Consider the following 26,114-nt stretch of genomic DNA (forward strand, 5'->3'; position numbering starts at 1 on the left):
AAAGTGATATTAAAGTCCAACTGATTTTAAAAATTCAGGATCGGTTGGTAATATTTTGGAAGCGAAGAAGTTGGTCAATTCGCCTTTTTCATTTACCACATATTTGCAGAAATTCCATGATGGAGTTTTGTCGTTCCAGCCATTCAGGTCCTTAGTGCTCAGCCATTTGTAAAGAGGGGAGATGTTGTCACCAACTACTTCCACTTTCTCAAACATCGGGAATGTTACACCGTAAGTAGCAGAACAGAAAGTTGCGATTTCTTCGCTCGTTCCCGGCTCCTGGCCACCGAAATTATTGGATGGAAAGCCCAATACAACTACTTTGTCTCCATGCTCTTTGTTGAATTTCTCCCAATCAGCATATTGTTTCGTGTACCCGCATTTTGAGGCGACGTTCAGTATCACCACCTTTTTTCCTTTGTACTGGCTCAAATCGATGGTTTTGTTACCTACCAGAGATTTTACTTTGAAATCATAAAGGGTTTGTTTAGCCGCCGCTGCATCAGCTGGTCTGTGCGCGATCTCACTTTTGTCTGCAAAAATTCCACCAATAAGTGAAGTGATCATAATCAATACTGTTTTTAGCAAATCCATAAATTCAATTGTTTATCCGTTAATAACCTATTTTGTTCGCATTTTGATATAGAAAAACTGGCAACTGAATTAAGTGAGATTTAGTGAATTTATACTTAACTAAAATCTATTACATGCGATCAGGCACGCCTATACCCATTAACTCCAAAGCCTTGAAAATCGTTTCAGAAACGACCCGTGATAATTCAATTCTAAAACTTACTGCCACAGGATCAGGGTCAGCGAATATGGAGACGTCCGCGTAGAACTGATTATAGGTCTTAGCCAATTCAAAAACGTATAGGGAAATAATGGATGGGGCGAATTCATCCGCAGCTGATTTTACTTTCTGCGGATATTGCGACAGGAAGTGAACCAGCTCTCTTTCCGATTTTTTCAACTCATATCCCTCGCCAGGAACCGCAGCCTGAATCTCGGATGCCTGCGCTTTACGCAAAATGGATTGGATACGAGCGTAGGTATATTGAACAAACGGGCCAGTATGTCCTTGAAAATCAATTGATTCTTCAGGATTGAAAAGCATCCGTTTTTTTGGATCAACTTTCAGAAGGAAGTATTTAAGTGCTCCAAGGGCTAACTGATTATAAAGCAAAACAGCCTCCGAACTTTCAAAATCTTCTATTTTGCCCAGTTCCTGCGTTCGGCTCGTTGCCGTTTGGATCATTTGGTCTACCAGATCATCGGCGTCAACTACTGTTCCTTCGCGGCTTTTCATTTTTCCTGAAGGTAAATCCACCATTCCGTAACTGATATGGTGGCATTCTTCTGCATATTTTCTTCCCAAACGCTTCAGGATGGCGAACAGCACCTTGAAATGGTAATCCTGTTCATTTCCAACCACCCACAGATAGCGATCGCTGTGGTAATCTTTTGATTTTAACTCGGTTGTCCCCAGATCCTGAGTGATATATACTGATGTTCCATCGCCACGAAGGACCAGCTTTTCGTCCAGGCCCTCTGCCGTCAGGTCAATCCAGACTGAGTTGTCTGCTTTTTTATAGAAAACGCCACTTGATAAACCTTCTTCAATAATATCTTTTCCAAGAAGGTAAGTGTCTGATTCATAATATGTTTTGTCGAAACTGATACCAAGTTTATTATAAGTTTGATTAAAACCTTCATAAACCCACTGGTTCATTTTCTTCCACAACGCCACCGTTTCTTCATCTCCCTGTTCCCATAAGAAAAGCAGGCGTTGCGCTTCAACTATCCACGGTGCTTTTTTGGCCGCTTCTTCTTCGCTCATTCCGTTTTCAACCAGCTCCCTGATCTGCTTCTTGTATTCAATATCAAATTTGACATAATACTTACCAGCCAAATGATCGCCTTTAATACCAGAAGACTCCGGAGTTTCTCCATCACCTAACTCGCGATATGCCAGCATGGATTTACAGATATGAATCCCGCGATCATTAACCAGACAGGCTTTCACCACTTCATATCCACTGGCAGTAAATATCTTGGAAAGCGAATCTCCCAGGAATATATTGCGTAAATGACCTAAATGGAGCGGTTTGTTCGTATTTGGGGAAGAAAACTCCACCATAACCGACTCGCCATTCAATGGAAATGTACCGAAAGCTGTATCGGATGCTATCGCCGCAAATTCCGAAAGCCAGATACTGTCCTTGAAGCTGATATTCAAAAAGCCCTGCACTACATTGAATGATGACACAACGGCCGAAGTCTGAACCAATTCTTCGCCAATAATTCGGGCGATCTCGGCCGGTGCTTGTTTAATGGTTTTGGTTAAAGTGAAGGTGACGAAAGTGTAAAAACCCTCAAATTCTTTTTTAGTAGCCTGTAGAACAATCTCATCAAGGCTGGTGCCAAAATGTTTAAGAATAGCTTTTTGAATGTCTTCTTTTAATATTGCTTCAATCGTCATGAATAATTCGGTATGAGAAGATAGATATTGGAAAAAGCATATAGTCTCTATCTAATTTTTTATTGGTACGAAAATATTTTTCGCTTTAAATAAGGATGTTATGCTTTTTGATGCAAAATTAGAGTAATTATCGAACTGACTTATACCCCGAAGCAAGAAGTTATGAAGATTAGATTAAGGTCGGGTCTTTTTTTGTTCGCCGTGCTCCTTCTTTTATCCGGATCACGGACACTTCTCTATGCCCAGTTACAGCAATCGGACAGAATTGAGATATCTGCAAGCCCTTCCGGATCGCAGTTGTTCGAGGTATATTCTCTTGGAGAAAACGGACTTCTTACATTAATCCGTGGCGATCAGTTTTCTAATCGCAATGAAAACTGGCAGTTTGTAAAGTACGACAGCACATTCCGAATGGTATGGAACGTGACATATAAGCTCGATTACAGGTATACGCCTATCATGGCTTATAAAGGTCAGCATATCGGATATTGGCTTTTTGCCCAGCCCGACACCGATAAGTTTCTATTTCTGCAGATCAATTTTATGGACGGATCGATAGATACCTACAAGGGAAGTCTCCTTTCGGGCGTCGATGTGCAGCAATTTAAAGTGATCGGCAGCAAGGCGTTAATTTCGGGATATTACCGTTCACGACCCATCGTTTTGGTACATTCGTTTTTTGATCATACCACGCGGGTTCTGCCGGGTTTGTTTGAAAAAAACACGGAATTGAATAATGTCGATATCAATGAGGTAGATGAATATATCAATGTGATTACATATGCGTATCGCAAAAAGAACTGTGTTTTTGAGATCAAGACTTATAACTACGAGGGAAAGTTGCTTAAAAGGACGTCGTTGAGCGATCCCCGCAACAGCTTTATTTCGGGCCAGATTTTGCCGCTCAATCAGGATGATTCTTATCTGATTGGCAACTATTCTGTTGGCTGCACGCAGTATTCGCAAGGGCTATATGTCACGCATATTAGTGATAACACACCCGACAAGCCACAGTTTATCGAATTTTCGGAATTGCAGAATTTCTTCAATTATATGAAGCCGAAAAGGAAACAACGGATGATGGAGCGGATCGGGAAGCGGAAAAGTATGGGAAAAGAAAACCGTTTTCGGTATCGCCTCCTTATTCATGAGCTGATTCAAATGGAGGACGAGGTAGTATTGGTCGCGGAAGTGTATTACCCCAACCAAAGGGCCAGCACGCCGATCATGTCCGGTGGGCTTTCACGACAATATATGCCCAGAACTTTGGATGGATATAAGTATACCCACGCAATAGTCTGTGCTTTTAACAGGGATGGGAAACTGGTGTGGGATAATTGCTTGACAATTAAAGATTTAACTAGCTACGATTTGCAGGAAATGGTGCAGGTTACGCCTGTGGATGATTATTTCGTATTAGCCTATCCCCAGGACGGCGATATTCATACAGAGGTAATCAGGAGGAATACGGTGGTAGTTGAAAACGAAAAATTCAAGATTAACCCGAAGTCTGAAAAAGAAAAAGTCCTCAATAATGAGGACGGATATTTGTCTCCATGGTATGGTCAATACTTTCTTGCTTATGGAATGCAGCGCATCGGCTCGTCACCAATCGGAGAGGGGCGTGAAGTATTTTATATTAACAAATTGACCTACAATACCACATTGATTGGTAAGAATGTGGGTACCGAAGAAGCTTCAAGACCAAGATAAGCAGGATTTTAATCCACCATCCAGATATGGTCGGCTTCATATCCCTGCTCTTTCCATTCAACCTGTACCCGTTGACTTTCCAGGGTATTCACTTTCATACCCACATAATTGGGCGCTATCGGCAATTCACGGTTGTAACGACGATCGATCAGTACCAGCAGTTCTACCATCTTAGGTCGGCCAAAGGCCGTCATAGCGTCCATTGCAGCCCTCACCATGCGTCCGCTGGCTAAGACGTCATCTATGAGGATAACTCTTTTGCCTTCAATCAGAAACGGGATATTGGTTTTGTTCGGAACGAGCGGAGAATCTCGGCGTCTGAAATCGTCGCGATAAAAAGTAGCATCAAGTTGCCCGAAAAGAACATTCAGGCCGGTATGCTGGTTTAGTTCAGCAACAATACGTTCGGCGAAAAATATACCACGTGGTTGCAGGCCCATCACAACGGAATTGCTGAAGTCCTGGTGATTTTCAATAAGTTCCTGACATAACCGTTTGGTCATGATCTCCAGAAGGGGGCTACTAAGCAGTAATCGTTTTTGGGGCATGTTCAATTTTGCCTGATTTTTAGCCTAAATTAAGTCCTCAATCACTAAATCAAAAATTATTATTGAGAATGCACGGCATATAATTGAAAAAAATCAAAGGTCGCAGCAATTTTGCAAGATCATTCGATTCTCCAATTTATTCACTAATTCAATCATTCACTAATAAATAAAATGAAGTATCTTATTGTAGGCTTAGGAAATATTGGACCCGAATATGCGCTCACACGCCATAATGTGGGCTTTATGGTTTTGGACAGATTAGCCGCGGCCAACGACTTTAAGTTTTCCTTTGAAAAACTGGCATATGTTGCGGAGCTGAAATATAAAGGGCGCCAAATCTACTTTATTAAGCCGACAACCTACATGAACCTGAGCGGGAAGGCTATGCGGTATTATATGGATCAGTTTAAAATCCCAGTTGAAAATACCCTTGTCGTGGTTGACGAGCTTCAGCTTGACTTCGGAACGCTTAGACTTAAACCAAAAGGAAGTCACGGAGGGCATAATGGTTTAAAAAACATAGAAGAATTGTTGTCGACATCTCAATATCCGCGTCTGAGGTTCGGAATAGGTAATAATTTTCCGAGAGGAAGGCAGGTAGATTATGTTTTGAAGTCCTTTTCCGACGTAGAACTGTCAGAATTACCTTTATTTTTAGACAAGGCCGGGGAGATGGTACTTTCGTATTGTACTTTGGGGGTACAAATGACGATGAATAATTATAACCAATGATAGGACTTTTTAAAGATAATGTAATTATTTCAAGATTGGCAAATATTTTGTAACTCGCATCTGATTCCGAATAAAGTTTTGTGATAAGAAGAATGTGTTCCTAATTATCAGCTTGTTTAGCATTTTTATGTCATAATATTGCAAATATAATTCTGTTTAGTGGTTTTGTATTAATTTGTAATTTCAAAATTTGTTATGACCTTTGCATAACAAACAACAAAAATAAAAATTGAATTAAACCATGAAATCGTCAAATAAAAATTCTATATTTGCATTAATATTAGGCCTTGTACTTGTAACTAGCAATCAAGGCGCATTTGCCGGAAACGGTGAAGGAATTGAAAAACAACTTGTAGCGGGAATTTCAAAAGCATCTGAAATTGAATTTTCTTCGTATATAGAGCAAACGCTGCCTGTATTCACAAAAGAGGGAAATTGGAGTATAATTGAGAAAGTTGTGACTTTGTATAATCAGTCTCCGTCAGAAATCAGAACGTTGAATCAACAAGAGATTCATGATTTCAACAATGCCGTAGCTGAGTTAGGAAGTAAGCTTGAAAATGTAAATAGTAAAGAAGCTGACCAATGGAAGTCAAATCTTTATAAAACTGCATCTTCGGTAAGATTTGTAAAAAACTTTGATTTAAATTCACTTGTATCTGACGATCTGGTAATTGGAAATGAAACTCCAAGAACTTTTGTAAGTCTGTAATTTAAGTCAAGAAAGATAATAAAAGGTTAAGGGTTTAGGAATAGTCAGTATAAAGCCGTCTCTATGAGGTGGCTTTATCTTTTTACAGGCACTGCGTATATCTCCACCCTGCGATTATTACGTCGTTGTTCTTCTGTCGGAATCGTTGATTCAGGTTGGCTGGAACCAACGCCACTCTCTGCTATCCGGGATGGCTCGATGCCTTTTTCCAACAAATACTTTTTGGTTTCCAAAGCTCTTGCGTTCGACAACGCCAGGTTTTTGTCAAAGCTACCCACATTGTCTGTATGGCCTTTCACAAGAATATTATAGCCCGGGTTGTTTTGGAAATAGCGCACCGCTGAATCCAGTTTGCTTTTAGAGGGACCGTCCAACGTTTCTGTACTTTGTGGAAAGAATATCGTGACAAGCGGCAGGGAATATGTTTGTTCGCTCAGGCTTATCAGCGATTTGATTTCTTCATATCTGCTATTCGTATTAACTGGTATACTTTTGGACTGAAAGCCGTTCACGCTAGCCGTGACTCTGTAATTCTCATATGGAGCAAGTTCCAAACTATAAATGCCCTGACTGGTTTTCGTTTCCGTTACCAAAGATTGGTCTTTTGCTTTCACAACGCGGATATCCACGTTATCGACAGGATTCAAATTTTTGCTGTCATAAACTCGGCCCGTCACCGTTACCGTATTTTTTCCTTGTCTCGGTTGGGATTTTTCTTCAACAACGGGCTGGTTAACAGGTACTTCGGCTACCACTTCTTCCTCTTTTTCAGGGGCTTTTATCAAGGTTCGGTAACTTCTGCGAATAAAAACCGGTGTCATTACACGATCATATAAGCGGATCAATGCAACAGAACCGGCACTTGCTTCGTGACCCGCAATGAGATCATCCTGAAAAATGTTAAGCACCTGATCGGCGTCCAATATTCCTTCGCTGCCCAAATCGCTGAACTCTACTTTAGATAACCCATTGATATACATTTTGATGATTTTCGTATCAAAATCGCGGGAATACACGAAATGGACATATCTATCCACCTTCACCGGAGCATTTTCACTGACGGCCAGATTGAAGAAATTCAGTTTTCCGTCATATATATAGCATCCGAAATCGCTTTTTCTGTTCTTAAAATCCAGCACGCGTTTCCAGGTATCCAGCGTGGACATTTTGAAGAAAATCTCGACGGTAAAAGACTTGTTTAGAAAACCGACTGCCTCCGTGTTGTTGAACTGCAAGCCACTGTTCGCAGCAAATTGATACACCGTCCGACTTATGTCCTCTGACCCGGGAAGTTTTTCTTTGACAAACTGACCCGCTTCGCCCAATTTTTTGAGTTGTGGCCCCCCTTGTTCGATTGGACTTAAACCGTTGTTGAAATCATAGGTCCATTGTTTTTGAGCGTAAGTGCGACTTATTAAGGCAATTGTGAAAAATATGATCTGGAAATTTCTTGTTAGCATATTCAAAATTATAAAAAACGTAGGGGTATCGGGAACTCCGTTGCTTATTTTTGCTGTCAAATTACTCTCTTGTGAAGAATATTGGTATTGGTTTAATGTTTTCGATTCTATGGGCGTCGGCCTCCGTGGCTACCAAATTTGGTATCATGTCGGCACCGCCTCTTATTCTGGCCAACGTTCGTTTTTTTATTGCCGGAATTCTCCTTCTCGGTTTTGTTTATCTTTTTAAACGTGGTGATACAGTGCGTTTGCCCAACCGAAAAGAACTGTTTCAACTTGCTCTTTTCGGTTTTCTCAATACAACGCTGTATCTCGGATTATATGTCTACGCGATGAAATATACTGCTGCCGGTATCGGAAGTTTGGCGGTTTCGACCAATCCTTTGCTCATTGTTCTTTTTTCTTCGTGGTTGTTGAACCGTCCTGCGTCGCCGATGGACTGGGTAGCTATTGTGTTGGGAATGGCGGGAGTAGGAGTGGCTACATATCCATTGCTGGATGGTGCGACAACAAGTCCATTGGGTATTTTAATTTTGCTGACAAGCATGATTTCAGTATCAGCTGCGAGTGTTTATTATAGCTCAGTTAAGTGGGAGCTGTCAAATCTATTGATCAACGGGTGGCAAGTCTTTCTGGGAGGGATATTTTTGCTACCGATAACCCTACTTTTTGCAGACTTTGCTCAGGTGAAATGGGATATGCACTTTTGGGCTTCTGTGTTGTGGCTGAGCCTTGCGGTTTCCGTGGTCGGGTTGATCTGCTGGTTTTATCTGTTGCGGATAGATACCGTAAAGGCGTCACTATGGTTGTTTCTATGCCCTCTTTTTGGATTTATTTTCGCGTGGTGGCTTATGGATGAGCCATTTACACTATATACCCTGTTTGGCACGATCCTCGTAATAAGCGGATTATATACCGGCCAGCGATTGAAATTGAAACGCTGACCGGAAGAAAATTTTTGGTACAAAAGAATGGCTTGGCAAAAACCCTATATCTCGATTTCTCCCCGCAAATACAATTTGGCCTCGCCGCCAATCGAAACTCTGTCGCCGAGCAGTTCGCAATGAAGGCTTCCGCCTCGTTTTGATATCTGTTTGGCCGAGAGCGTAGTTTTTTCTAATTTTTCAGCCCAATATGGAATAAGCGTGGTATGAGCTGAGCCAGTCACAGGATCTTCGTCGATACCTGATTGCGGGGCAAAGAAGCGGGATACAAAATCAACTTCGTCGCCGGGTGCTGTGATGATAATACCACGGGCAGGAATCGTTGACAAAACAATGATGTCGTATTCGAGCTCGCGCAGCTCTGTTTCGCTTTCCAAAACGACCATATAGTCTGTCTTACCTTTGAAAACTTCCGTTATAGTTCCGGATTGCAGGCATTCGATAAGTGCTGGTGGGGGAACGGCAATATGATACAAGTCGGTCGGGAAATTCAGAAGGAATAAATTGTCCTTGCGCGCAACCTGAAGTTCACCGCTCTTCGAATCAAATATGATAACGTCTCCCTGATAGTCGGTCAGTGTAAAGATCACAAAAGCAGCAGCCAACGTGGCATGGCCACACAGGTCGACTTCTACCGTTGGCGTGAACCAGCGGATATGGTATCCTTTTTCAGTGGGTATATAAAAGGCAGTTTCCGCCAGGTTGTTTTCAGCTGCGATTTTGACTAGCGTTTCATCAGGCAGCCATTCTGACAAAGGAACCACTGCGGCCGGGTTTCCTTCAAACAACGTATTGGTAAATGCATCGATCTGGTATAACGGTAGCTTCATGTAAAAATGGATTAAGGAAGTCCAAGGTATTAAAAAATTGTTTCTTTAATAAATACATTTTGGGAAAAGAATGTTATGTAACTGATTTTAGAAAATCTGTCACTTTTTTAACTGCCTGGTTTACGACCGTTTGTTTAGCAGCCTGAGATATACCGCATTAGTCCACCCAAATCCTTCCTGGATTTCATATTCTCCGCCTCCAGCCAAGAGGTTTGTGTCTGCTACATTATATTTCTCAAGCATCTTGTGACTATGTCTGAATTCCTTATCCAAAAGGGCAAGCCAATTGGAACGGAGCTCGTTGGCTGTTCTATGGAAATTATAGTTTCTAAGTCCCTTATAAGCAATCCATTGCAATGGAGCCCATCCATTTGGAGCGTCCCATTGCTGACCTGATTTTACAGTCGTGGTCAGCAAGCCGCCGGACTTTAAAAGATTGAGTCGAATATAGGCGCGGATATAATGTGATTGAGCTTTTGTGGCGAGCTTGAAAAATAATGGAAACGCACCAGCCAATGATATGCTGGATGAGAAATTGCGTTGCTTAAAATCATAGTCCATGAAATAATGGCGCTCTTCATTCCAGAAATACTTCTGAATAGCCTTACTGCGTTGGTTCGCTGCGTTTTCGAAGATTCGCGAATTGGTATGGTCTTCATTCAGCCAATACGCTTCGGCTAATGTTTTCTCGAGAAAATACATTAGACAATTTAAGTCAAGCGGGATGATACTGGTGGTCTTAATGGTGGCAAAATCATCTTCCGTTTCAAACCAGCGGCTACTGAAATCCCAACCAGACTCTGCGGCTGCCCTTATATCCCTGAAGGTCTCTTCCGGCACTTTATCCAAGTGTTTTTGAGCTTCAATCGCCAACTCGATATCTTCGCGGTATGCTTCTGGTCGGGGACTGGCTTTATCGTCCCAATACCGGTTAAGTTTTACTCCGTCCGGCAAATATACTACTCGACGATATCCGGTATAGTCTTCGGGTTGTGAGCCCCCAACGTTCATCCAGTAGTCATATTCAGTTCTAAGCTGGGGAAGATATTTTTTAATGATTTTTTTCCCTTCAATTTCACTGAAAAGATTCACCATCAGGGAAAAAAATGGCGGCTGGGAGCGGCTAAGATAATAGGTGCGGTTTGCGGTCGGGATATAACCGAATTTGTTGATCAGGAAAGCAAAATTCTCTATCATTCCCTCAATCAGATCAGTACGTCCACTCTCTTTCAATCCGAGCATGGTGAAATAGCTGTCCCAATAATATATTTCTCTGAAACGCCCACCTGGTACCACATATGGATGAGGCAAAGGGATGAGCGAGCCCCCACTTTCCTGATTTTCAGGTCTCCGAACCAAGTCCGGCCACAACCTGATAATATACTCTTCGGTAGTATCTTCCGGATTGGGCTGGAATTCAGATTTGATTTCTTCCGGAACTTTAAAATGTTCCAAAACAAAATCGGAAATATCGAACCCCTCCTTATCTTTTTCATGGTGGTACTGTTCAATAATGTAAACAGTATCGTGAAGGGGGATACAATCGGCAAATGTTTTGGAATCCTGAAATACAAAGCTATTCTGAACATCCGCAAATAACGAGCCGTACAGGTCCTCTGGAGATATGTACGATTGATTGTAGCTATGTGCTGATGAGGTGGATGTAAGCAAAGTTGAAGTCGTTCTTAGAGTTAACAATAACTTCTGATACTCCCTAAAAAATCACGCCAGTACATCGAGTCCGTTAAGGCGCGTTTTGCTATTTTGCCTCCTGAAACTGCAATTTTGGTAGGCGTAATGCATTTTCAATCAGCTTTATTTCCACATCCAGAATACCTGCCTCTGATACAGCGTCAATTTTTTCAAAATCATCCTCAGGCTTGTGGTAATCGTCGTGACCACCCGTGTGAAAAAACAGCACGGGGATTCCCTTCGCATAAAATGAACCGTGATCTGAGCCACCACTTCCTGCATTATCCGTGAAGAACTTGATATTGCCTTTCACATCCTTAAAAACCTCCGGCCAAACAGGACTTGTACCATATCCGCCGATTCCAACGCCGCGTTCTGCATTATACCTGCCGATCATATCCATATTGGTCATGAAATTGATATTGGCTAATGGCAAAGTCGGGTTATTGACAAAATGTCTTGATCCTTGTAAGCCCAACTCTTCTGCCCCGAAGGCGATGAATAGAAAATTACAGGACTCCTTTACATCATTTTCAGTAAAATATCTTGCAAGCTCCAGCAGGCCGGCTACTCCCGAGGCGTTATCATCGGCGCCGTTGTGGATTTTCCCTTCTGGCTTTTCGTCTTTTGAGCTACCTTGTTTTCCTAAACCTAAATGGTCAAAATGGGCTCCGATTACTACCGTACTGGAGGCGTTATTGTCTAAAAAACCGATGACGTTTTTGGCTGGTCTGAGGCTATCTGGAACCACAACTCTCCTCACTTTCGCTGTAAAGGGCTGATAAAAGCCATCTGTTCCCATCGGTTTGATATGGAGTTTTTTAAACTGTTTAGCCACATACTCAGCCGCTTTTTCATTTTCCTTACTGCCCGTACCACGGCCTTTCATTTTGTCAGAAGCCAGATACTGAATGTGTTTGCTAATGTTTTGGGGACTAGGGAGGGCTGATTGGCCAAAGGAAACGATACTAACTAAAAGGAAGGAAAGTGCAAGAAAGCTTTTCATGAAAAAGAATAAATGACAGAATATCGGCAAAAATAGCCAGCAGGATGGAAGGTTCAAAATAGGGGCAGGCTTTATCGTAGCGCAAAAACCATCAAGTAAACTGTTTTGTAATAAAAGCCGAATGTAATATTTAGTTAATTCGGTAGGTAAGGTGCTTAACAGGTTAGTCTCCTATTGTTCCTTTTTATTATTTGAATTTTTTGCGTTGTATCGGAAGAGCATAAAACTAATAATTCCCTGACCGAAAGCTGTCACCCATACGTTGCCTTCATATCTGGGGACAATACTAAAAACCAGTAGCGTAATAAAAAAAACTCCTGCTGCCCATAGAAGCTGGCCTTTTAAGCTGTTCATTATATTGTCAGATAAGATTTAAGTATTAGACATGCGGATCCATGATATTGTCACATCTTGTATTGGGGAGCTATCATCATAAAAAATACCCGAATCAAATGAATGACCGGGTATTTTGAACCTTCAGGAGAAGCGTTTTAAGGTTTTGAGAGTAGGATGCATTTCCGTTATTTTGCCAGCCATTTGTATTTCAACCTTTTTCATGAAAAAACGCTACCAGGTTCTTCTTGCACTTTCCCTTCTTTCTGTCATTACTTTTCTGGATCGTATAGCGATTAGTGTGGCAAGCCCCAAAATCATGGCTGATCTTGGCATCAGCAAGGAGCAGTTGGGTTGGGTTTTGGGGATTTTTGCTCTAGCTTACGGCGGATTTGAAATTCCAACCGGACTGTTAGGCGATAGGCAGGGTGCCAAAAAAACCTTAATCCGTGTCGTCCTATGGTGGTCTGCGTTCACCGTTTTGACGGGTTTCGCTTCTGGTTTCGGGATGCTGATGCTGGTCCGCTTTCTTTTTGGAATTGGTGAAGCAGGAGCGTATCCCAATTCCTCTATCGTTCTTTCGAAATGGTTTCCAGCCATAGAGCGCGCACGTGGGCAAGCCTGGATTTGGTCGGCCAGTAGGGTCGGCGGTGCGTTGACTCCATTTTTTGTAATCCCGATTCAGGATCATTTCGGGTGGAGGGCCACATTCTACGTCCTTGGCGCATTGGGCCTGATCTGGGTTATATGCTGGTATTTCTGGTTTAAGGAAGAACCCACCGAAATGAAAGGTGTGAGCCAGCAAGAATTGACCGAAATATTAACCCAAAGAAATTTACCAGAAGGCGGTCATAAGTTCTCATGGCAAATATTCCGGAATACCAATTTGTGGTTGCTGATGGCGATGTATTATTGCTATGCATCCGGGGCATTTTTTTTCCAGGCCTGGTTGCCGACTTACCTCCAGAATGGGAGGGGGCTGAACGATCAGGATATGTCTTTTATCACATCGTTTTCATTTGTGTTAGGAGCAATTGGTTGTTTGTCAGGAGGATATGTTTGTGACTATATGGTTAAACGGGTCGGACCGCGCTGGGGGAGGGCTTCCGTTGCGCTGACCGGTCTGGGACTTTCCGGAGCTTTTATGCTTATTTCGGTTTTGACAAATGACAATACGACTGCTACAGTGTTACTTTCTGCAGGTTTGGGGCTGATGGACTTCACAATTCCCGCATCCTGGTCGACAGCGATGGATATTGGTGGCAAGAACGCAGGAACAATTACGGGTGCTATGAATACTGCCGGTTTGCTGGGAGGTACGATTAACACCATCAGTTTCGGATATCTGGTAACGGCTTTTGGAAATAACTACAATGCGCCGGTGGTGATTCTTGCAGTACTATTAATCATAGGCGCCCTTCTCTGGCTAAAAATTGACTCAACCAAAAGAATTATATTGAAGGCATAAGCGTTCCAAAATTCATACCTGTCCACATACCTGATGTTCAAACAATTTGCTATCGCGCGCTTCATGATTGGATTTATCGTTTTCATCTTGGCGTATATGGTGGCCAGTTTATCTTACGATATATTCTTTCATTTTCTAACAGTCGGGATGTTCTTTCTATCCCTTTGGATCATGCACGAGGCGCAGTTGGGACATAAAGAAGAGCTTGCGAAAAAAGACGTTGAATTGGAAGAAAAGCTTGCTGAAATGCAGGAAATATTAGATCAAAGAGAGGGAGATATCGAGTTTTTGCATCAGGAATTGATAGCTGCCCGAGGAGAGAATCGTGGGGAATAAACGTATGGAGTTTCAATGTGTCAAGCAAAGAGATAAGGTCGCAAAAGGTGCCAATGACAACACTTTGAGACCTCATCTCTTTACCTTATCTGCTTTACGGGCAATTGTTCAAAAGAACTAAAAGCGAACTCCTAACTCCTAACAGCCAACCGCTATTTCAACAGCTCCTTATACACCACATCCATAATCGCCGTGCGGATATTGAGCTGTGAGATTTTGTTGTTTTCGCGGGTAGGGTATACGCGGTTTGACAGGAATACGTAATTGAGTCCCCAGGCAGGATCTGCCCAGGTCATAATTCCGGTATATCCTGTATGCCCAAAACTGGACGGACTTGCATATCTCGGTGCATTTCCCGTGTATTTGAAGGTAGGCTTGTCAAAACCGATACCCCGACGGCTTCCCAGTTCCGGATATTGATATCTTGTAAACTCGATCAGCGCATCCTGGCTAAGCAATTGTTGTCCGCCATAATAACCTCTTTGCAGATACATTTGCCAAACTTTCATCACGTCATTGGAAGTCCCGAATAAACCGGCATGACCGCTCAAACCTCCCAGCATAGCAGCTGCTTCGTCATGTACCTGGCCGTGCAATTGAGTCATCCTAAAGAAAGTATCGCGTTCAGTTGGAACGATATCTTCCAATTTGTAAAAACGTTTTGGGTTGAAAGTGAGACTATTAGCGCCCAATTCGTGGTAGAAATGGTTTTTGACATAATCCTCAAAATTTTCACCCGTCAGCCTTTTTACGATTTGTGGATATAGAATAAAAGAAAGGTCACTATATACATATCCTTCTTCAGGATTGAGCGGAGAGTCCTTGATGCCTTTGAATAGTTTTTCAGCATATTTTTTATGGATATACAGACTATCGTCAACCACGGAAATCGGATATTTGGCCGACTTTTTGGTACTGAAAGTATTCTTCTTCCAGCTTCCGTCCGGATTTTTTGCTTCTTTCCAGAATACAATAAATGCCTTTAAACGAGCACTATGTGTAAGAACTCTTCGCCATTGCAGATCTGCTTTGTTGGATTTTTTGAAATCTGGCAGATATTCTTTCATTGTCGCGTCCAGATCAAATTTTTTCTGATCATAAAGGCTCATCAATGCCAATGTGGAGGCCGTGATCTTAGTGACAGAAGCCAGATCGTACAAATCAGTCAGCTTCACCATTGCATTGCCTTCGTAGGTATGCTTTCCATATGCTTTTCTGAAAAACACCTTCCCGTCTTTGGCTAATTGAACAACACAACCCGGGGTAGCCTTTTGCGTGATGGCCAGATTTGCTATCGAGTCAATTTTGAAAGTGATGATCTTAGAGTCAAGTCCCAATTCCTCAGGAATAGTATATTTTAAACGGCCCAGTGCAGGAGTCTGAAATCCTGCTCCATATAGAAAGTTTTCATTGACAGTTACCGGTAACTTTCCTTCTGCTGGAATTGCTCCGAAAATTAATTGTGCTGATAGATCTTGTGTGAACTGCGTCAACTGATATCCCATCACCAATGCCCTTGCCTTTTCAGTTGAAGGCATTTTGTTTAAGGCATATGGATTTCCAAAAATCGAAACAACAGCTTTTCCAGTACCCATCAGTTCTTCCAAAGCCTTCTTCATTGGGTCTGTTAGTCCATAACTTGCTTTTGGTGAGATACTTGATAGATGTACGCCCACTAAGACGAGATTATAATTCGCTAACTTTTTCTTTAATGCTGTGATCTGGTCGTCAGTTGCTTTGGCGGGGACATAGTAATGGTCAACGGTAGTATACAGTTCAAGCGTTTTCTGGAATGTTGTCGTAGTATCGATACCGACAGAAACTGAAGCGATTTTCAAAGTATCCAGATTCCGGAGTGGCAACAGATCATTGTTGTTTTTAAGGATCGTCAGTGCCTTTTCGGTCAATAGCCGATTGGTCACTTCTGCTTCTTTCGGATTCAGATCTTCGTAAAGATTTTCCAGTTTTACTAGTTGGAATCTGTTCACGCCCGCCCAAGCCTTGGCTTCCAGTACTTTCCGGCAGCGAAAATCAATCTCGGCCTGGCTAATTTTGCCTTCCGCTATGCTCTTCTTGATTTCAGCAATGGATTTAGTGACATCTTCAGTGAATTCCAGAACATCCATTCCCGCTTCCAGGCCCATAGCATCGGCTTTTCCATCCGGAAAATATTTGGTCACACCTTTCATATTCATGGCATCTGAGTACACAAGTCCTTCAAAACCAAGATCATGACGAAGCAAATTGGTTACTATGGGTTTGGAAAGAGTAGACGGTAAATTTGGTGTTTTGTCAAGCGCAGGTATACTCAGATGGGCGATCATGGTACCGCTTAATCCGTTGTTGATCAATACCTTGAATGGATATAGTTCTAAAGTATCAAGTCTCTCCCTGGAATGCGCTATTAATGGCAAATCAAAATGGGAGTCCGTTCCAGTATCGCCATGGCCCGGGAAATGTTTCGCACTGGTTAACAGTCCGTTTTCCTGCATTCCGAGCATATATGCAACCGCTTTTTCGGCTACTTTGTATTTATTCTCGCCAAAAGAACGGAAGCTGATCACAGGATTATTGGGGTTATTATTGACATCGGCAACTGGCGCGAAATTAATATTGACACCCAGTCTTCTAGCCTGACGAGCCAGCTGATTACCCATTGTGTATATCAATTCATTATGTCCCTGAATGGCACCGAGCGTCATTTGATATGGATATCTGACCGTGCTGTCGATCCGCATGGCAAGCCCGAATTCCGCATCCATCGCAATCAGCAACGGAACCTTTGATATTGACTGAAAATAATTGGTCAGTTTTGCCTGGGGAACGGGTCCGCCCTGAAAGAAAACCACACCGCCAATTTTGTTTTCCCTGATCAGTTTTTCGACAGCAGCCGGGTTACTGGTTTTTGGGTCTATAAGGGCTCGTTTGGTATCTGAAACCGCCGCCACCATAATTAACTGGGCTATTCTCTCATCAGGAGTGAGGGAATTAAAAACAGAATCGACCCAAAATTTATTGGTATTCAAAAATGGCGGAGGCGTACTGATTTGAGCCTTTAAAATTCCGGTTGTAGAAATTGATAGGGAAAAGAGAAATAGCAGGATTTTTTTCATGAGATAGGAATAACGGAAACACGTTTCCAAAGTTTGGAAAACAAACGCAGGATTGCAAGCGGCTTTCGGCTATCAGCAGTAGGCAATCGGCCTCGAATATTGAATATGCGCCGGAGTTAGAATTGTCTTTTGAAGAAGACTCCCCTAAGACGAAGTCCTAAATATATCTCGGAACAATCCGGAATTCCGGAATTATCCATTGAAAGCCGACTGCCGAAGTTCAACTAAAACACCAACCCTAAAAGCAATCCACATATGATGATGGCATATGAGGGGAACTTGGTAAATGACAGCACCAATAACGTAGCGAGGACGGTCAATAGGGGTTGTATTTGTGAAGACATGGGCTCAAAAAGTGTGACGCCGGCTGCGATAGTCAATCCGCAGCTGGTGGCGTGGATTCCGGATAATGAGGCTCTTATTCCTCGATATTTTTTGAGTTGATCCCAAAATGGGTATGCGAAAAAGATGAAGAAAGTGCCGGGTAAGAATATACCTGCTGTCGCCACAAACCCTCCTAACATGATCCCGCCAACGCCATATTCCTGCATAGACATCGATCCGACAAAAGTAGCAATAGAGAATACCGGACCCGGAACAACCTGTGTGAGTGCCATGCCGGATAAGAATTCCTGATTGGTGAGGTAATGCTTAAACTCCACAAACTCGTTATATAAAATCGGAATCAGTACCTGACCGCCGCCGAAAACAAGGCTGCCGTTACGGTAAAAATTCTCGAAGAGCCTGACAGGCAAGGACTTGGTAATTGTTCCGACAACTGCCGCAGCGATGAGTACTGATATCCAGAAAATGATCGGTCGCCAGGAGATACGGATCGGTTCCTTCTCCATCATTTCCAGTTGACGGTATTTCATAGACGAAATAATCCCCCCCGAAATGATCAGAACCGGGGTCATATAGGGAGAAGGGTATAGATAAGCCAATATAATGGATATGATCAGCAGCCCCCAGTCTTGCCTGTTGGAGATTACCTTTCGGGTGATATTGTATCCACCAAAAAGAAGAAATGCTACTGCCATTGGAGCTACGAAACGCGTGAAAGACAAGGAGATAGCTTTGCTTTCGAGATAGTGAATGCCTACTGCAGCAAGCGTCATGAAAAACATCGCCGGCAACGACCATACAATCAGCGTAAGATAGGCGAGTGGTTGTCCGCCAATTTTTAACCCAAGTGCTGTGACTGTTTGCGTAGAACTCGGTCCGGGAAGAACCTGACAAAGCGCTTGCAGTTCAAGCAACTCTTTTTCGGTAACATATCTGCGCTTGTGAACGAGGCGCTCGATCATCATCATGAGGTGAACCTGAGGACCTCCGAATGCCGTAAAAGACAGCAAAAGGATATCCATCAGATAGATAAAATACCGAAACCGACGTACAGGATGGCTCAAAGCGGAATATTAGTTACTGCAAAGAAACGGCAACCTGGGTTAAAAATCTATGACTTTTCTCCATGTTGCCGATTCTTTTGTCCGACTTTTTATTATTTTTTTAATCCTAATTCTCTAAGTCGCTCATCCAGAAATTCTCCTGCTGTCATGTCGGTATATAGTTTGGGATGTTGGGCGTCAACGCAGCTTTCGAGGCAGGTCAGATCCATGTCGGCTCTCGGGTGCATAAAGAACGGAATGGAATATCGGGACGTACCCATTTTTTCTCGCGGTGGATTGACCACCTGATGGATCGTCGATTTTAGTTTATGATTCGTCAGTCTATCGAGCATATCGCCGACGTTAACTACAATTTGATCAGGAAGTGCCGTGATGGCGATCCACTTGCCATCTCTTCTCAATACTTCGAGTCCTTCAGCACTGGCGCCCATTAAAAGTGTAATCAGGTTGATATCTCCATGCGCTGCTGCACGTACTGCTCCTTCTGGTAACAGATCCGGATTTTCGATCGGGAAATAGTGTAAGGCACGAAGCAGGCTGTCGCCATTCGCAACTTTGGCCTCGAAATAGTCCTCTGGCAAATTCAGATAAAGGGCTATGGCGCGAAGCAGCGTCTTGCCCGCGTTTTCGAAAGTTTGATATACTTCCTGAGTATATTGTTTAAAGTCCGGACGGTCTTCCGGGAAAACGTTTCCGGGCATACTGCCGGTTGGGTTCGGCTGGCCGACATGGTAAAATTCCTTCAGGTCGGCAACTTTAAAGCCTTTTGCTGTTTCTCTACCCTTGCTTACGTAGCCGCGCTGGCCATGCAATTCGGGGAATTCATATTTCCGTTTCTGTTCTTCGGGTTGCGAAAAGAAGTCTTGAACAGACCTATATAGTTTATTTCTGAGATCTTCGGAAAGGCCGTGATTTTTAAGCGCCACAAATCCGATATTGGTAAATGCCGCGCCAAGATCTTCGACAAATTTCTGTTTTTGCAGCGCTGTGCCGGTCGAGAAATCAGCCAAATCGAGTGACGGTACTTCGTCTAACAATGCTGGTTCCATAGTTTGTGTTTTTTTCTGCAAAGTATAAAACAATATGCCTTAGTGGCAAATTAAACATCGGCTTTCGGCAATCAGTGGTCGGCTATCAGCCATCGGCGTTCAAGCTTCCCGTTCCAACTATACTTGACCACCTTCGCCGAGCATGCGTCCAAACTGGGTGTCTCTAAGAAAAAATGACAAATCCTGACCACAAATGACAATACTTCAATGGCCTTCTTTTACTATTTTTGCCGACATATGGCACGGAAGAAAGCAGGCACTTCAAAGACAACTAAAAGTAAGTATTTAAAACCATTGCCACCTAAGGGCTGGCTAATTGTCGCGGCTGTCGTAGCTGTTATCGGGGGTATTATTTGGTATTCAGACACCTCGAATGAGAATGACTGGGAATTTATTTCCAAATTCGGGATCAAGCTGCCACTGAAATATGCCGTTCACGGGATCGATGTATCTCACCACAACGCAAAAATTAACTGGGATAAGCTAAAAGACAGCCGTTCAGAAAAAGCAGGAATTGATTTCGTGTATATCAAAGCTACTGAAGGTGCCACGCATCTGGATCGGCAGTTCAAACGCAACTGGGCAGAAGCAAAAAGGGTAGGACTGCGTCGGGGTGCTTATCACTTCTATAATCCACGGGTAATGTCGGACCGTCAGGTTGCCAATTTTATCGCACAGGTGGATATGGCTGACGGCGATTTACCCCCTGTTCTGGATCTGGAGACCAGTGCCGGGAAGCCCGATGATATCATTATAAAAGGTGTGAAAAACTGGCTGGAACAGATTGAGCAGCACTACGGTATGAAGCCGATCATCTATGTCAACGAGCATTATTATAATAAGTATATAGAAGGCAATTTCGACGAATATCCATTATGGTTAGCAGGCTACTCACGTAGTCATATCAACGATCTGGCCAACGACGCGCATGTTCTTTTCTGGCAACACAGCGAAAAAGGCTGGGCTGACGGGATCCGGGGATTTGTGGACTACAATGTGTTTTTGCAGGAGCCGGGGGATTGGGAGAGTTTGGGGAAGTAAGATATTGAAAAAGCACCTTAGCTGTCCATGATTCAGAATAGGTAAGGTGCTTTTTCAATAATAACTCTTGGAATGGATCACCTAAACCAACGGCTCCTGCTGGCTAAGACAATGAAAACTTCCTTGCCCCCAGATGATCTCAGTGGCCAGAAGCGGGATTATTTTCTTTTCAGGAAAAGCAGCGTCAAGTATGTCAAGCGCAACCTGGTCATTTGGATTATTGAAAACAGGCACAATTACGCCGGCGTTGCATATTAGAAAGTTTGCATATGAGCCCGGCGTTCTGAAATCGTCGATTACGACTGCTTTCGGCATCGGCAATTCGATCACGTTCAACTGTTTGCCATTCAGTAAACGCGTATTCTTTAACATTTTCAGGTTCGTGTCGAGGATCTGGTGGTTTTCATCATTGACATCATTTTCAACGCAGGCCACCACCGTATCTTGATTTACAAAGCGCGTTGTGTCGTCTATATGGCCGTCTGTATCATCACCGGCAATACCGTCTTCAACCCAGAGTACCTGCTCGGTTCCATAATAGTCAAACAGATATTGTTCGATCTGACTCTGAGTCAAATGCGGGTTTCGGTTTGGGTTTAGAAGGCATGACTTGCTGGTCAAAATACTGCCGGCCCCGTTAAATTCCACAGATCCGCCCTCCATGATAATTCCCGGTGTTACGTAAGGTAAACCCAGATACGAAGCTATCGCCTGTGGCGTTTCGTTGTCGTTGTCGTATGGTGGATATTTGCCTCCCCACGCATTATGTCCCCAGTCCACGATCATCTTTTCTTTTGTTTCAGAATTGATCAGAAATGCAGGACCGTGATCACGGCACCAGGCGTCGTTGGTCGGCTTGACGAGGTATTCAATTTTGTTTAAATCTACTCCGATCGCGTCCAGTTCCGATACAATGAAACCCTTCAGATTCTCATCATTCACAACTATACCCACATTTTGCCGTTCCGTGATAGCCTTGATAAAAGCGAGATACTGAGGTCGCATTTTTGCCAGCTTGTCTCCCTGCCACGACGCATCGTTGTGCGGGAAAGTGAGCCAGGTAGCCCTTTGAGGGTGCCATTCTGCGGGAAATGTGAATCCCAAAGATTTGGGAGTTGGGGTGAAGTTGATCTGCGACACGGTATATTCTGCTGTTTGTTAAATCAAAACTGGAGAACAAAGGTCGCAAAGGTTTGGCGAAAACTATATGCTCGATTTTTCTAAATACAGCTCGTCTTCGTTTCTTTAAATAGAAACATAGATTTGTTCTGTTCCTGAATATGGTATATATGAAGAATGTGTATGTATTAAGACAGTTGTTCGTGCTTCTTAAAAAAAGAAGGGTGCCCTAAACCGGCTCATCAGGAATCTCAAAACTATAACTTGTTCTGACTTGCTCTTCGATCATGAAAAGATATTCTCAAAGAAGTTGGCATAGCGCCTGGTATTAAATTTTTCAGGAGGCATGTTTTGGGCCCTACGGGTGGTTTACCTCAAGGATCTCGTAAAACAAAAGAGCAGCTTCTTTTGGAAGCTGCCCTGGAAGTAAATCAACACGCTGAATGATTGTTTTTTAGTATGTTTCTTCGGTAGACGGCTTTACGGCGACTGTCAGACAATTTCTGACATCAAATAACAAAAAAACAGGGTCGTGAAGTTGTCGGCTATATCAATTATTCGCCACCATTACGTTAGCCACAAAGAAGGTCCCATCCTCGGTTTTGAGGTCATATGCCCGCCTTACTTTATATGAATTTGTTTTAACTGCTCCCACTTTCCAGCTTGACAACTCACCGGTTGCGGGGTCGTAATGATAGAGAATATCATTCTTGGATAATTTCTTCATGCGCTTCAGACCCTTTGAAGTTGTTACCTTATGATGTGGCGTAGCTTCGAGCATCAGCGCAGGAACTGTGCTTTGATTGTTTCCGGCAGGTCGCAAATAAACGGTCGTCAAGGACGAAATCGGAAGGTCATAGATATTGATTTCCTTTACGGTTGTAGAAGTTGCTTTTCCGTGTTTATATGCAACTACTTCTTCCCCGATCTTGACATTAGAAATGGCTTTTTGAGTTCCGTCGGCCATGGAAATAGCGGCCGACGAACTAAAAAATGGCAGTTTCTTCTGACTTTTGGACGAGTACTTCTTGTCGGTTGCCGCGCCTTTCACCTTCTCGGTTGATAAGGTTGGTTTACCAAAACAATTAAGGGAAATCAGTAATAGGAGTGAAATATGACTGAATTTCATTTCAGTGGGATGTTTTTGCTTTTGAAAACTTTAAATAAAATTTTGATGCCGCGTTAGGTATAGCAGCCGCACCAATAAGTGCAATACCGACTGTGATCAACGTTGGAAGATGCGTAAAGAATGTTCCTGATGATAAAATGGCAAGAATCAGAATTGTTGAGAAAGGAAGCGAGAATGCCAACAATAACACAGCCAGTTCCAGGTCAAACGTCCGTTTCTCTTTCGGTACCGATTTTGAATCTTCTTTGATATTGAAAGCCGAGATGTGCGCCAAAGGCCAGAAACTCGCCGCACTTAAGGGAATTACGATTGCGAGCAATATCATTGCCGAGTCAGAAAGGTTGAGGACGTATATCATCCCCGCACTGATCAGCATGGTGATACCAGCCCGGAAGAAGAGAATACTTGCCACGATTCTTTTCTTTCCTTCCTTTAACTGCACCGCCAAACCGATAAAAAGCAGCACCAAAGGGGTCATCATCGCGCTTGTCTTGTCGAAAAGCTCGGTTATAACACCAGGAAGCGAGCCGTAATTAATTCCCAGACTAAGCAAGATGATCGCAAGGAATATCAGCAGGTTGATCGGTTCCTGGAACATGCTCCCAAAAAGACTTTTAAGTTTGCCACCCATTTTCGTTTCCTTATCCTCGCTGTTTTTCAAAAACATATTCATTGCAAGGATATAAAGCGATATAAGTACAAAAAACTTGTTTCCCACGTCGGCAAGGGCGGCGATTGCAAGACTTTTTTCTCCTAAAAATTCGGCTATAAAAGGAAAACAGGATAATCCCGGTGCGAGCGACGGGATCAACATCATCATGGTTCTGCCCGTTGGGCTGTTCTTGTCTATCCCAAAAAGCGTAAAAGCGATTGGCGCGGAAAAGAACATCAAAAAGTTGAAAATAAGAGTGATAAGAGGGATGATAAACATGGATGAGTCCATGTCGATTTTCATCAATGATATGAATATTGTTGAGGGAAGTGCTACCGAAAGAATAATTTCCTTTATACCATTGGTTTGCTCCTTACTTTTAAACTTGCTTTTTAACACGGCACCAAGGCCAATCAATAACAGGAGTGTAATCGTTTTTTGCAATGCATCACTCATAACAAAAATAATTTAGTTTGATAGTAGATCGAAGTTACTGCGGCATGACGTCCGATTCCTTAATGAAATAAGGAAGAAGCTACTTCGACAAGTGCTCCTTCCTTAATATTAGTATGTCTTAGCTAAGCGCGCTCAATGCACCGACGAAGGTTTTCATCTCTTCCATTGTTCCGATACTCACACGACACCATGGTTTTTTCTGAATTTCGAACGCTCTCACACCAACACCCTTAGCTGCCATTTTGGTTAATAGCTCCTTGCCGGAAATATTGATCGGGAATATTACAAAATTGGTATATGACGGAATGTATTTGTATCCCATTTTGTCTAATTGACCATACAGGTACAATTTTGCTTCGTGGTTCAGCTTGCGTGTATTTCCTTGGAAATCTTTGTCGTCCAAACTGGCTGATGCTGCGAAAATAGAAGTATAAGAAACGCCCATACCGCCGCGAGTGATTTCGTTGATTTCTTTCAGGAATGAAGGAAGTGCTGCGATATATCCAACACGAATACCGGCCATACCCATAATTTTGGAGAAAGTACGAGCGATAATCACGTTTTTCTTCTGAGAAAGAAGCGATACCATACTTTCCGTGTTAGCACCAACTGCAAGCTCGATATACGCTTCATCAACGAAAATCGGCACTTTTTCAGATACTCTTGAGCAGAAGTCAAGCAGGTCTTTACCGGAAGTAATGGCACCGGTTGGGTTGTTTGGATTACAGATATATACCAGTTTAGTATCAGAGTCAATCGCCGCTTCCATCGCTTTCAGATCGTGTGACCAATCTTCTGTACAAGGTACTGCCTTCCATTTTGCACCAACTGATTGTGCTACGTTCACCAATGACATATAGCAAGGGTCTGCCGAAACAATATTTCCACCCTTCATGAACAATACCAACGCCACTTTTTCAAGCAAATCAGAAGAACCAGGTCCCATCATGATATGGTCCGCTGTAACTCCTTCTTTTTTAGCGATTTTGTCAATCAGGTCATACATTTCTTTCCATGCATAACGGTTTCCGTTTTTAACGGACTCAGCCACAGCTTTTTGAGCGGACATTGGCGGGCCGTATGGATTTTCGTTTGCGTTAAGTCTTGCAATAATTTTCGGAGCTTTGAAATCTTCTGGCAGGAAGTGCTCTCTCACCATCGGGCTACGGTAAATGCGGTTCTCCGGATCGAGCGACAACGGGGTGTTTGAGAATGCCCCCATGCTCAGATGTGGAGCAAGTGTCATCCCTCCGATAGCCATTAAACCGGATTTCAATAGATTGCGACGGTCAATTTTCTGATTCATTTTGATAAAAGTTTAAAAGCGATGTTGTTTTTTAAAGTTAAAAGAGAATGGTACTATATGAGTTATTTAGCCAGCACCTGTGAAAATCTTGTGAAGCTTGTTCCTTTATAACTGCCTGTCCATGATATCTTTACGAGCGATCCGGTCTTCGGTGCATCAACTCCTAACTCGGCCCAGGTTTTGTCTAAGGTCACTACACCGTCCGTTGACGAAGTCACCTCGCCAAGAACGGATCCCGCTCTAAGGCTGACCGAAACTTTTATTCCGGAAACCGGTATGGAATCAATTCCGATCGCATTATCAAGCATATTGGTCTTGTCCAATTCCAAAAGACGTGCGGTCAGTTTTACCGTATTTCCATCAGCGATATTGTAATTAACCGTCGGCTCTTTTTCCTGAGGATATCCAAACGGCGCCCCCACGATATCAACCAGCAACGGAGCTACTGCTGCATCTACCCAGGGATCTTCTTCCTTGCAAGAAGCTATTGATAGTGCACCGATCAAGCAGATACAACCTATTTTGATATATTTTTTTATCGAATTCATATCTCAATTTTTTAATGAAGTTGAACAAAGCGGTTG

The 26,114-nt window shown here is 42.9% G+C and carries 22 protein-coding genes; 7 read left to right on the plus strand and 15 right to left on the minus strand.

Going from position 1 to position 26,114, the window contains the following annotated elements:
* Nucleotides 1-9: 9 nt before the first annotated feature.
* Nucleotides 10-594 carry a glutathione peroxidase gene (locus tag AC1XUD_RS00130; protein ID WP_483358900.1) on the minus strand — a complete coding sequence of 195 codons (585 nt, stop codon included), beginning with the start codon at nt 592-594 and terminating at the stop codon, nt 10-12.
* Between the two features lie 109 nt (nt 595-703).
* Nucleotides 704-2,482 (minus strand): arginine--tRNA ligase, encoded by a 1,779-nt coding sequence (gene argS, locus AC1XUD_RS00135; protein ID WP_483358901.1) that lies wholly within the window; start codon nt 2,480-2,482, stop codon nt 704-706.
* 162 nt (nt 2,483-2,644) lie between these two features.
* On the opposite strand from argS, the gene AC1XUD_RS00140 reads away from it, so the two are divergent.
* Nucleotides 2,645-4,195, plus strand: a complete 1,551-nt coding sequence (locus AC1XUD_RS00140; RefSeq protein ID WP_483358902.1) for a hypothetical protein — start codon at nt 2,645-2,647, stop codon at nt 4,193-4,195.
* Between the two features lie 8 nt (nt 4,196-4,203).
* Here the strand turns inward: AC1XUD_RS00140 and pyrR are convergent, their stop codons facing one another.
* Complete coding sequence (gene pyrR, locus AC1XUD_RS00145; protein ID WP_483358903.1) at nt 4,204-4,743, minus strand: bifunctional pyr operon transcriptional regulator/uracil phosphoribosyltransferase PyrR; 540 nt, start codon at nt 4,741-4,743, stop codon at nt 4,204-4,206.
* A 171-nt stretch (nt 4,744-4,914) separates the two neighbouring features.
* On the opposite strand from pyrR, the gene pth reads away from it, so the two are divergent.
* Nucleotides 4,915-5,475, plus strand: coding sequence for an aminoacyl-tRNA hydrolase (gene pth, locus AC1XUD_RS00150; protein WP_483358904.1), 561 nt, complete (start codon nt 4,915-4,917; stop codon nt 5,473-5,475).
* A gap of 241 nt (nt 5,476-5,716) precedes the next feature.
* The gene (locus tag AC1XUD_RS00155) at nt 5,717-6,187 is read left to right on the plus strand and encodes a hypothetical protein (protein WP_483358905.1); all 471 of its coding nucleotides are present in this window, start codon (nt 5,717-5,719) and stop codon (nt 6,185-6,187) included.
* A 74-nt stretch (nt 6,188-6,261) separates the two neighbouring features.
* Here AC1XUD_RS00155 and AC1XUD_RS00160 read toward each other — a convergent pair whose 3' ends face one another.
* Complete coding sequence (locus tag AC1XUD_RS00160) at nt 6,262-7,647, minus strand: OmpA family protein (RefSeq protein WP_483358906.1); 1,386 nt, start codon at nt 7,645-7,647, stop codon at nt 6,262-6,264.
* A 71-nt stretch (nt 7,648-7,718) separates the two neighbouring features.
* Between AC1XUD_RS00160 and AC1XUD_RS00165 the strand changes: the two genes are divergently transcribed.
* Nucleotides 7,719-8,591: a DMT family transporter gene (locus AC1XUD_RS00165; RefSeq protein WP_483358907.1), complete on the plus strand. Its 873-nt coding sequence runs from the start codon at nt 7,719-7,721 to the stop codon at nt 8,589-8,591.
* A gap of 44 nt (nt 8,592-8,635) precedes the next feature.
* Here AC1XUD_RS00165 and AC1XUD_RS00170 read toward each other — a convergent pair whose 3' ends face one another.
* The 3 genes from AC1XUD_RS00170 to AC1XUD_RS00180 form a co-directional block, all read right to left on the minus strand.
* Nucleotides 8,636-9,421, minus strand: coding sequence for a PhzF family phenazine biosynthesis protein (locus tag AC1XUD_RS00170; RefSeq protein ID WP_483358908.1), 786 nt, complete (start codon nt 9,419-9,421; stop codon nt 8,636-8,638).
* A gap of 120 nt (nt 9,422-9,541) precedes the next feature.
* Nucleotides 9,542-11,092, minus strand: coding sequence for an alpha,alpha-trehalase TreF (treF, locus tag AC1XUD_RS00175; RefSeq protein WP_483358909.1), 1,551 nt, complete (start codon nt 11,090-11,092; stop codon nt 9,542-9,544).
* An 88-nt stretch (nt 11,093-11,180) separates the two neighbouring features.
* On the minus strand, nt 11,181-12,119 hold the full coding sequence (locus AC1XUD_RS00180; protein WP_483358910.1) for a M20/M25/M40 family metallo-hydrolase: 939 nt from the start codon (nt 12,117-12,119) through the stop codon (nt 11,181-11,183).
* A gap of 556 nt (nt 12,120-12,675) precedes the next feature.
* On the opposite strand from AC1XUD_RS00180, the gene AC1XUD_RS00185 reads away from it, so the two are divergent.
* Complete coding sequence (locus AC1XUD_RS00185) at nt 12,676-13,920, plus strand: MFS transporter (protein ID WP_483358911.1); 1,245 nt, start codon at nt 12,676-12,678, stop codon at nt 13,918-13,920.
* Nucleotides 13,921-13,953: 33 nt separating this feature from the next.
* Nucleotides 13,954-14,256, plus strand: a complete 303-nt coding sequence (locus AC1XUD_RS00190; protein WP_483358912.1) for a hypothetical protein — start codon at nt 13,954-13,956, stop codon at nt 14,254-14,256.
* Nucleotides 14,257-14,408: 152 nt separating this feature from the next.
* Here the strand turns inward: AC1XUD_RS00190 and AC1XUD_RS00195 are convergent, their stop codons facing one another.
* From AC1XUD_RS00195 to AC1XUD_RS00205, 3 genes are all read right to left on the minus strand, one after another.
* A complete protein-coding gene (locus tag AC1XUD_RS00195; protein ID WP_483358913.1) occupies nt 14,409-17,369 on the minus strand; it encodes a serine hydrolase domain-containing protein in 2,961 nt (986 codons plus the stop codon).
* 224 nt (nt 17,370-17,593) lie between these two features.
* Nucleotides 17,594-18,736 carry a chromate efflux transporter gene (gene chrA / locus AC1XUD_RS00200; protein ID WP_483359464.1) on the minus strand — a complete coding sequence of 381 codons (1,143 nt, stop codon included), beginning with the start codon at nt 18,734-18,736 and terminating at the stop codon, nt 17,594-17,596.
* 134 nt (nt 18,737-18,870) lie between these two features.
* On the minus strand, nt 18,871-19,827 hold the full coding sequence (locus tag AC1XUD_RS00205) for an isopenicillin N synthase family dioxygenase (RefSeq protein WP_483358914.1): 957 nt from the start codon (nt 19,825-19,827) through the stop codon (nt 18,871-18,873).
* Between the two features lie 237 nt (nt 19,828-20,064).
* Here AC1XUD_RS00205 and AC1XUD_RS00210 point away from each other — a divergent pair, with 237 nt between their 5' ends.
* Complete coding sequence (locus AC1XUD_RS00210) at nt 20,065-20,868, plus strand: glycoside hydrolase family 25 protein (protein ID WP_483358915.1); 804 nt, start codon at nt 20,065-20,067, stop codon at nt 20,866-20,868.
* Nucleotides 20,869-20,949: 81 nt separating this feature from the next.
* Here the strand turns inward: AC1XUD_RS00210 and AC1XUD_RS00215 are convergent, their stop codons facing one another.
* The 5 genes from AC1XUD_RS00215 to AC1XUD_RS00235 all read right to left on the minus strand — a co-directional run bounded on the left by AC1XUD_RS00215 (nt 20,950) and on the right by AC1XUD_RS00235 (nt 26,078).
* Nucleotides 20,950-22,008, minus strand: a complete 1,059-nt coding sequence (locus tag AC1XUD_RS00215) for an agmatine deiminase family protein (protein WP_483358916.1) — start codon at nt 22,006-22,008, stop codon at nt 20,950-20,952.
* 529 nt (nt 22,009-22,537) lie between these two features.
* Entirely contained in the window at nt 22,538-23,116 is a 579-nt protein-coding gene (locus AC1XUD_RS00220) for a Hint domain-containing protein (protein WP_483358917.1), read from the minus strand.
* A 1-nt stretch (nt 23,117) separates the two neighbouring features.
* Nucleotides 23,118-24,224, minus strand: coding sequence for an AEC family transporter (locus AC1XUD_RS00225; RefSeq protein ID WP_483358918.1), 1,107 nt, complete (start codon nt 24,222-24,224; stop codon nt 23,118-23,120).
* A 118-nt stretch (nt 24,225-24,342) separates the two neighbouring features.
* Nucleotides 24,343-25,530 carry a pyridoxal phosphate-dependent aminotransferase gene (locus AC1XUD_RS00230; protein ID WP_483358919.1) on the minus strand — a complete coding sequence of 396 codons (1,188 nt, stop codon included), beginning with the start codon at nt 25,528-25,530 and terminating at the stop codon, nt 24,343-24,345.
* 62 nt (nt 25,531-25,592) lie between these two features.
* The gene (locus AC1XUD_RS00235) at nt 25,593-26,078 is read right to left on the minus strand and encodes a hypothetical protein (protein WP_483358920.1); all 486 of its coding nucleotides are present in this window, start codon (nt 26,076-26,078) and stop codon (nt 25,593-25,595) included.
* Nucleotides 26,079-26,114: the final 36 nt, after the last annotated feature.

This window comes from Dyadobacter sp. HNCC25DJ184 (genome assembly GCF_056895215.1).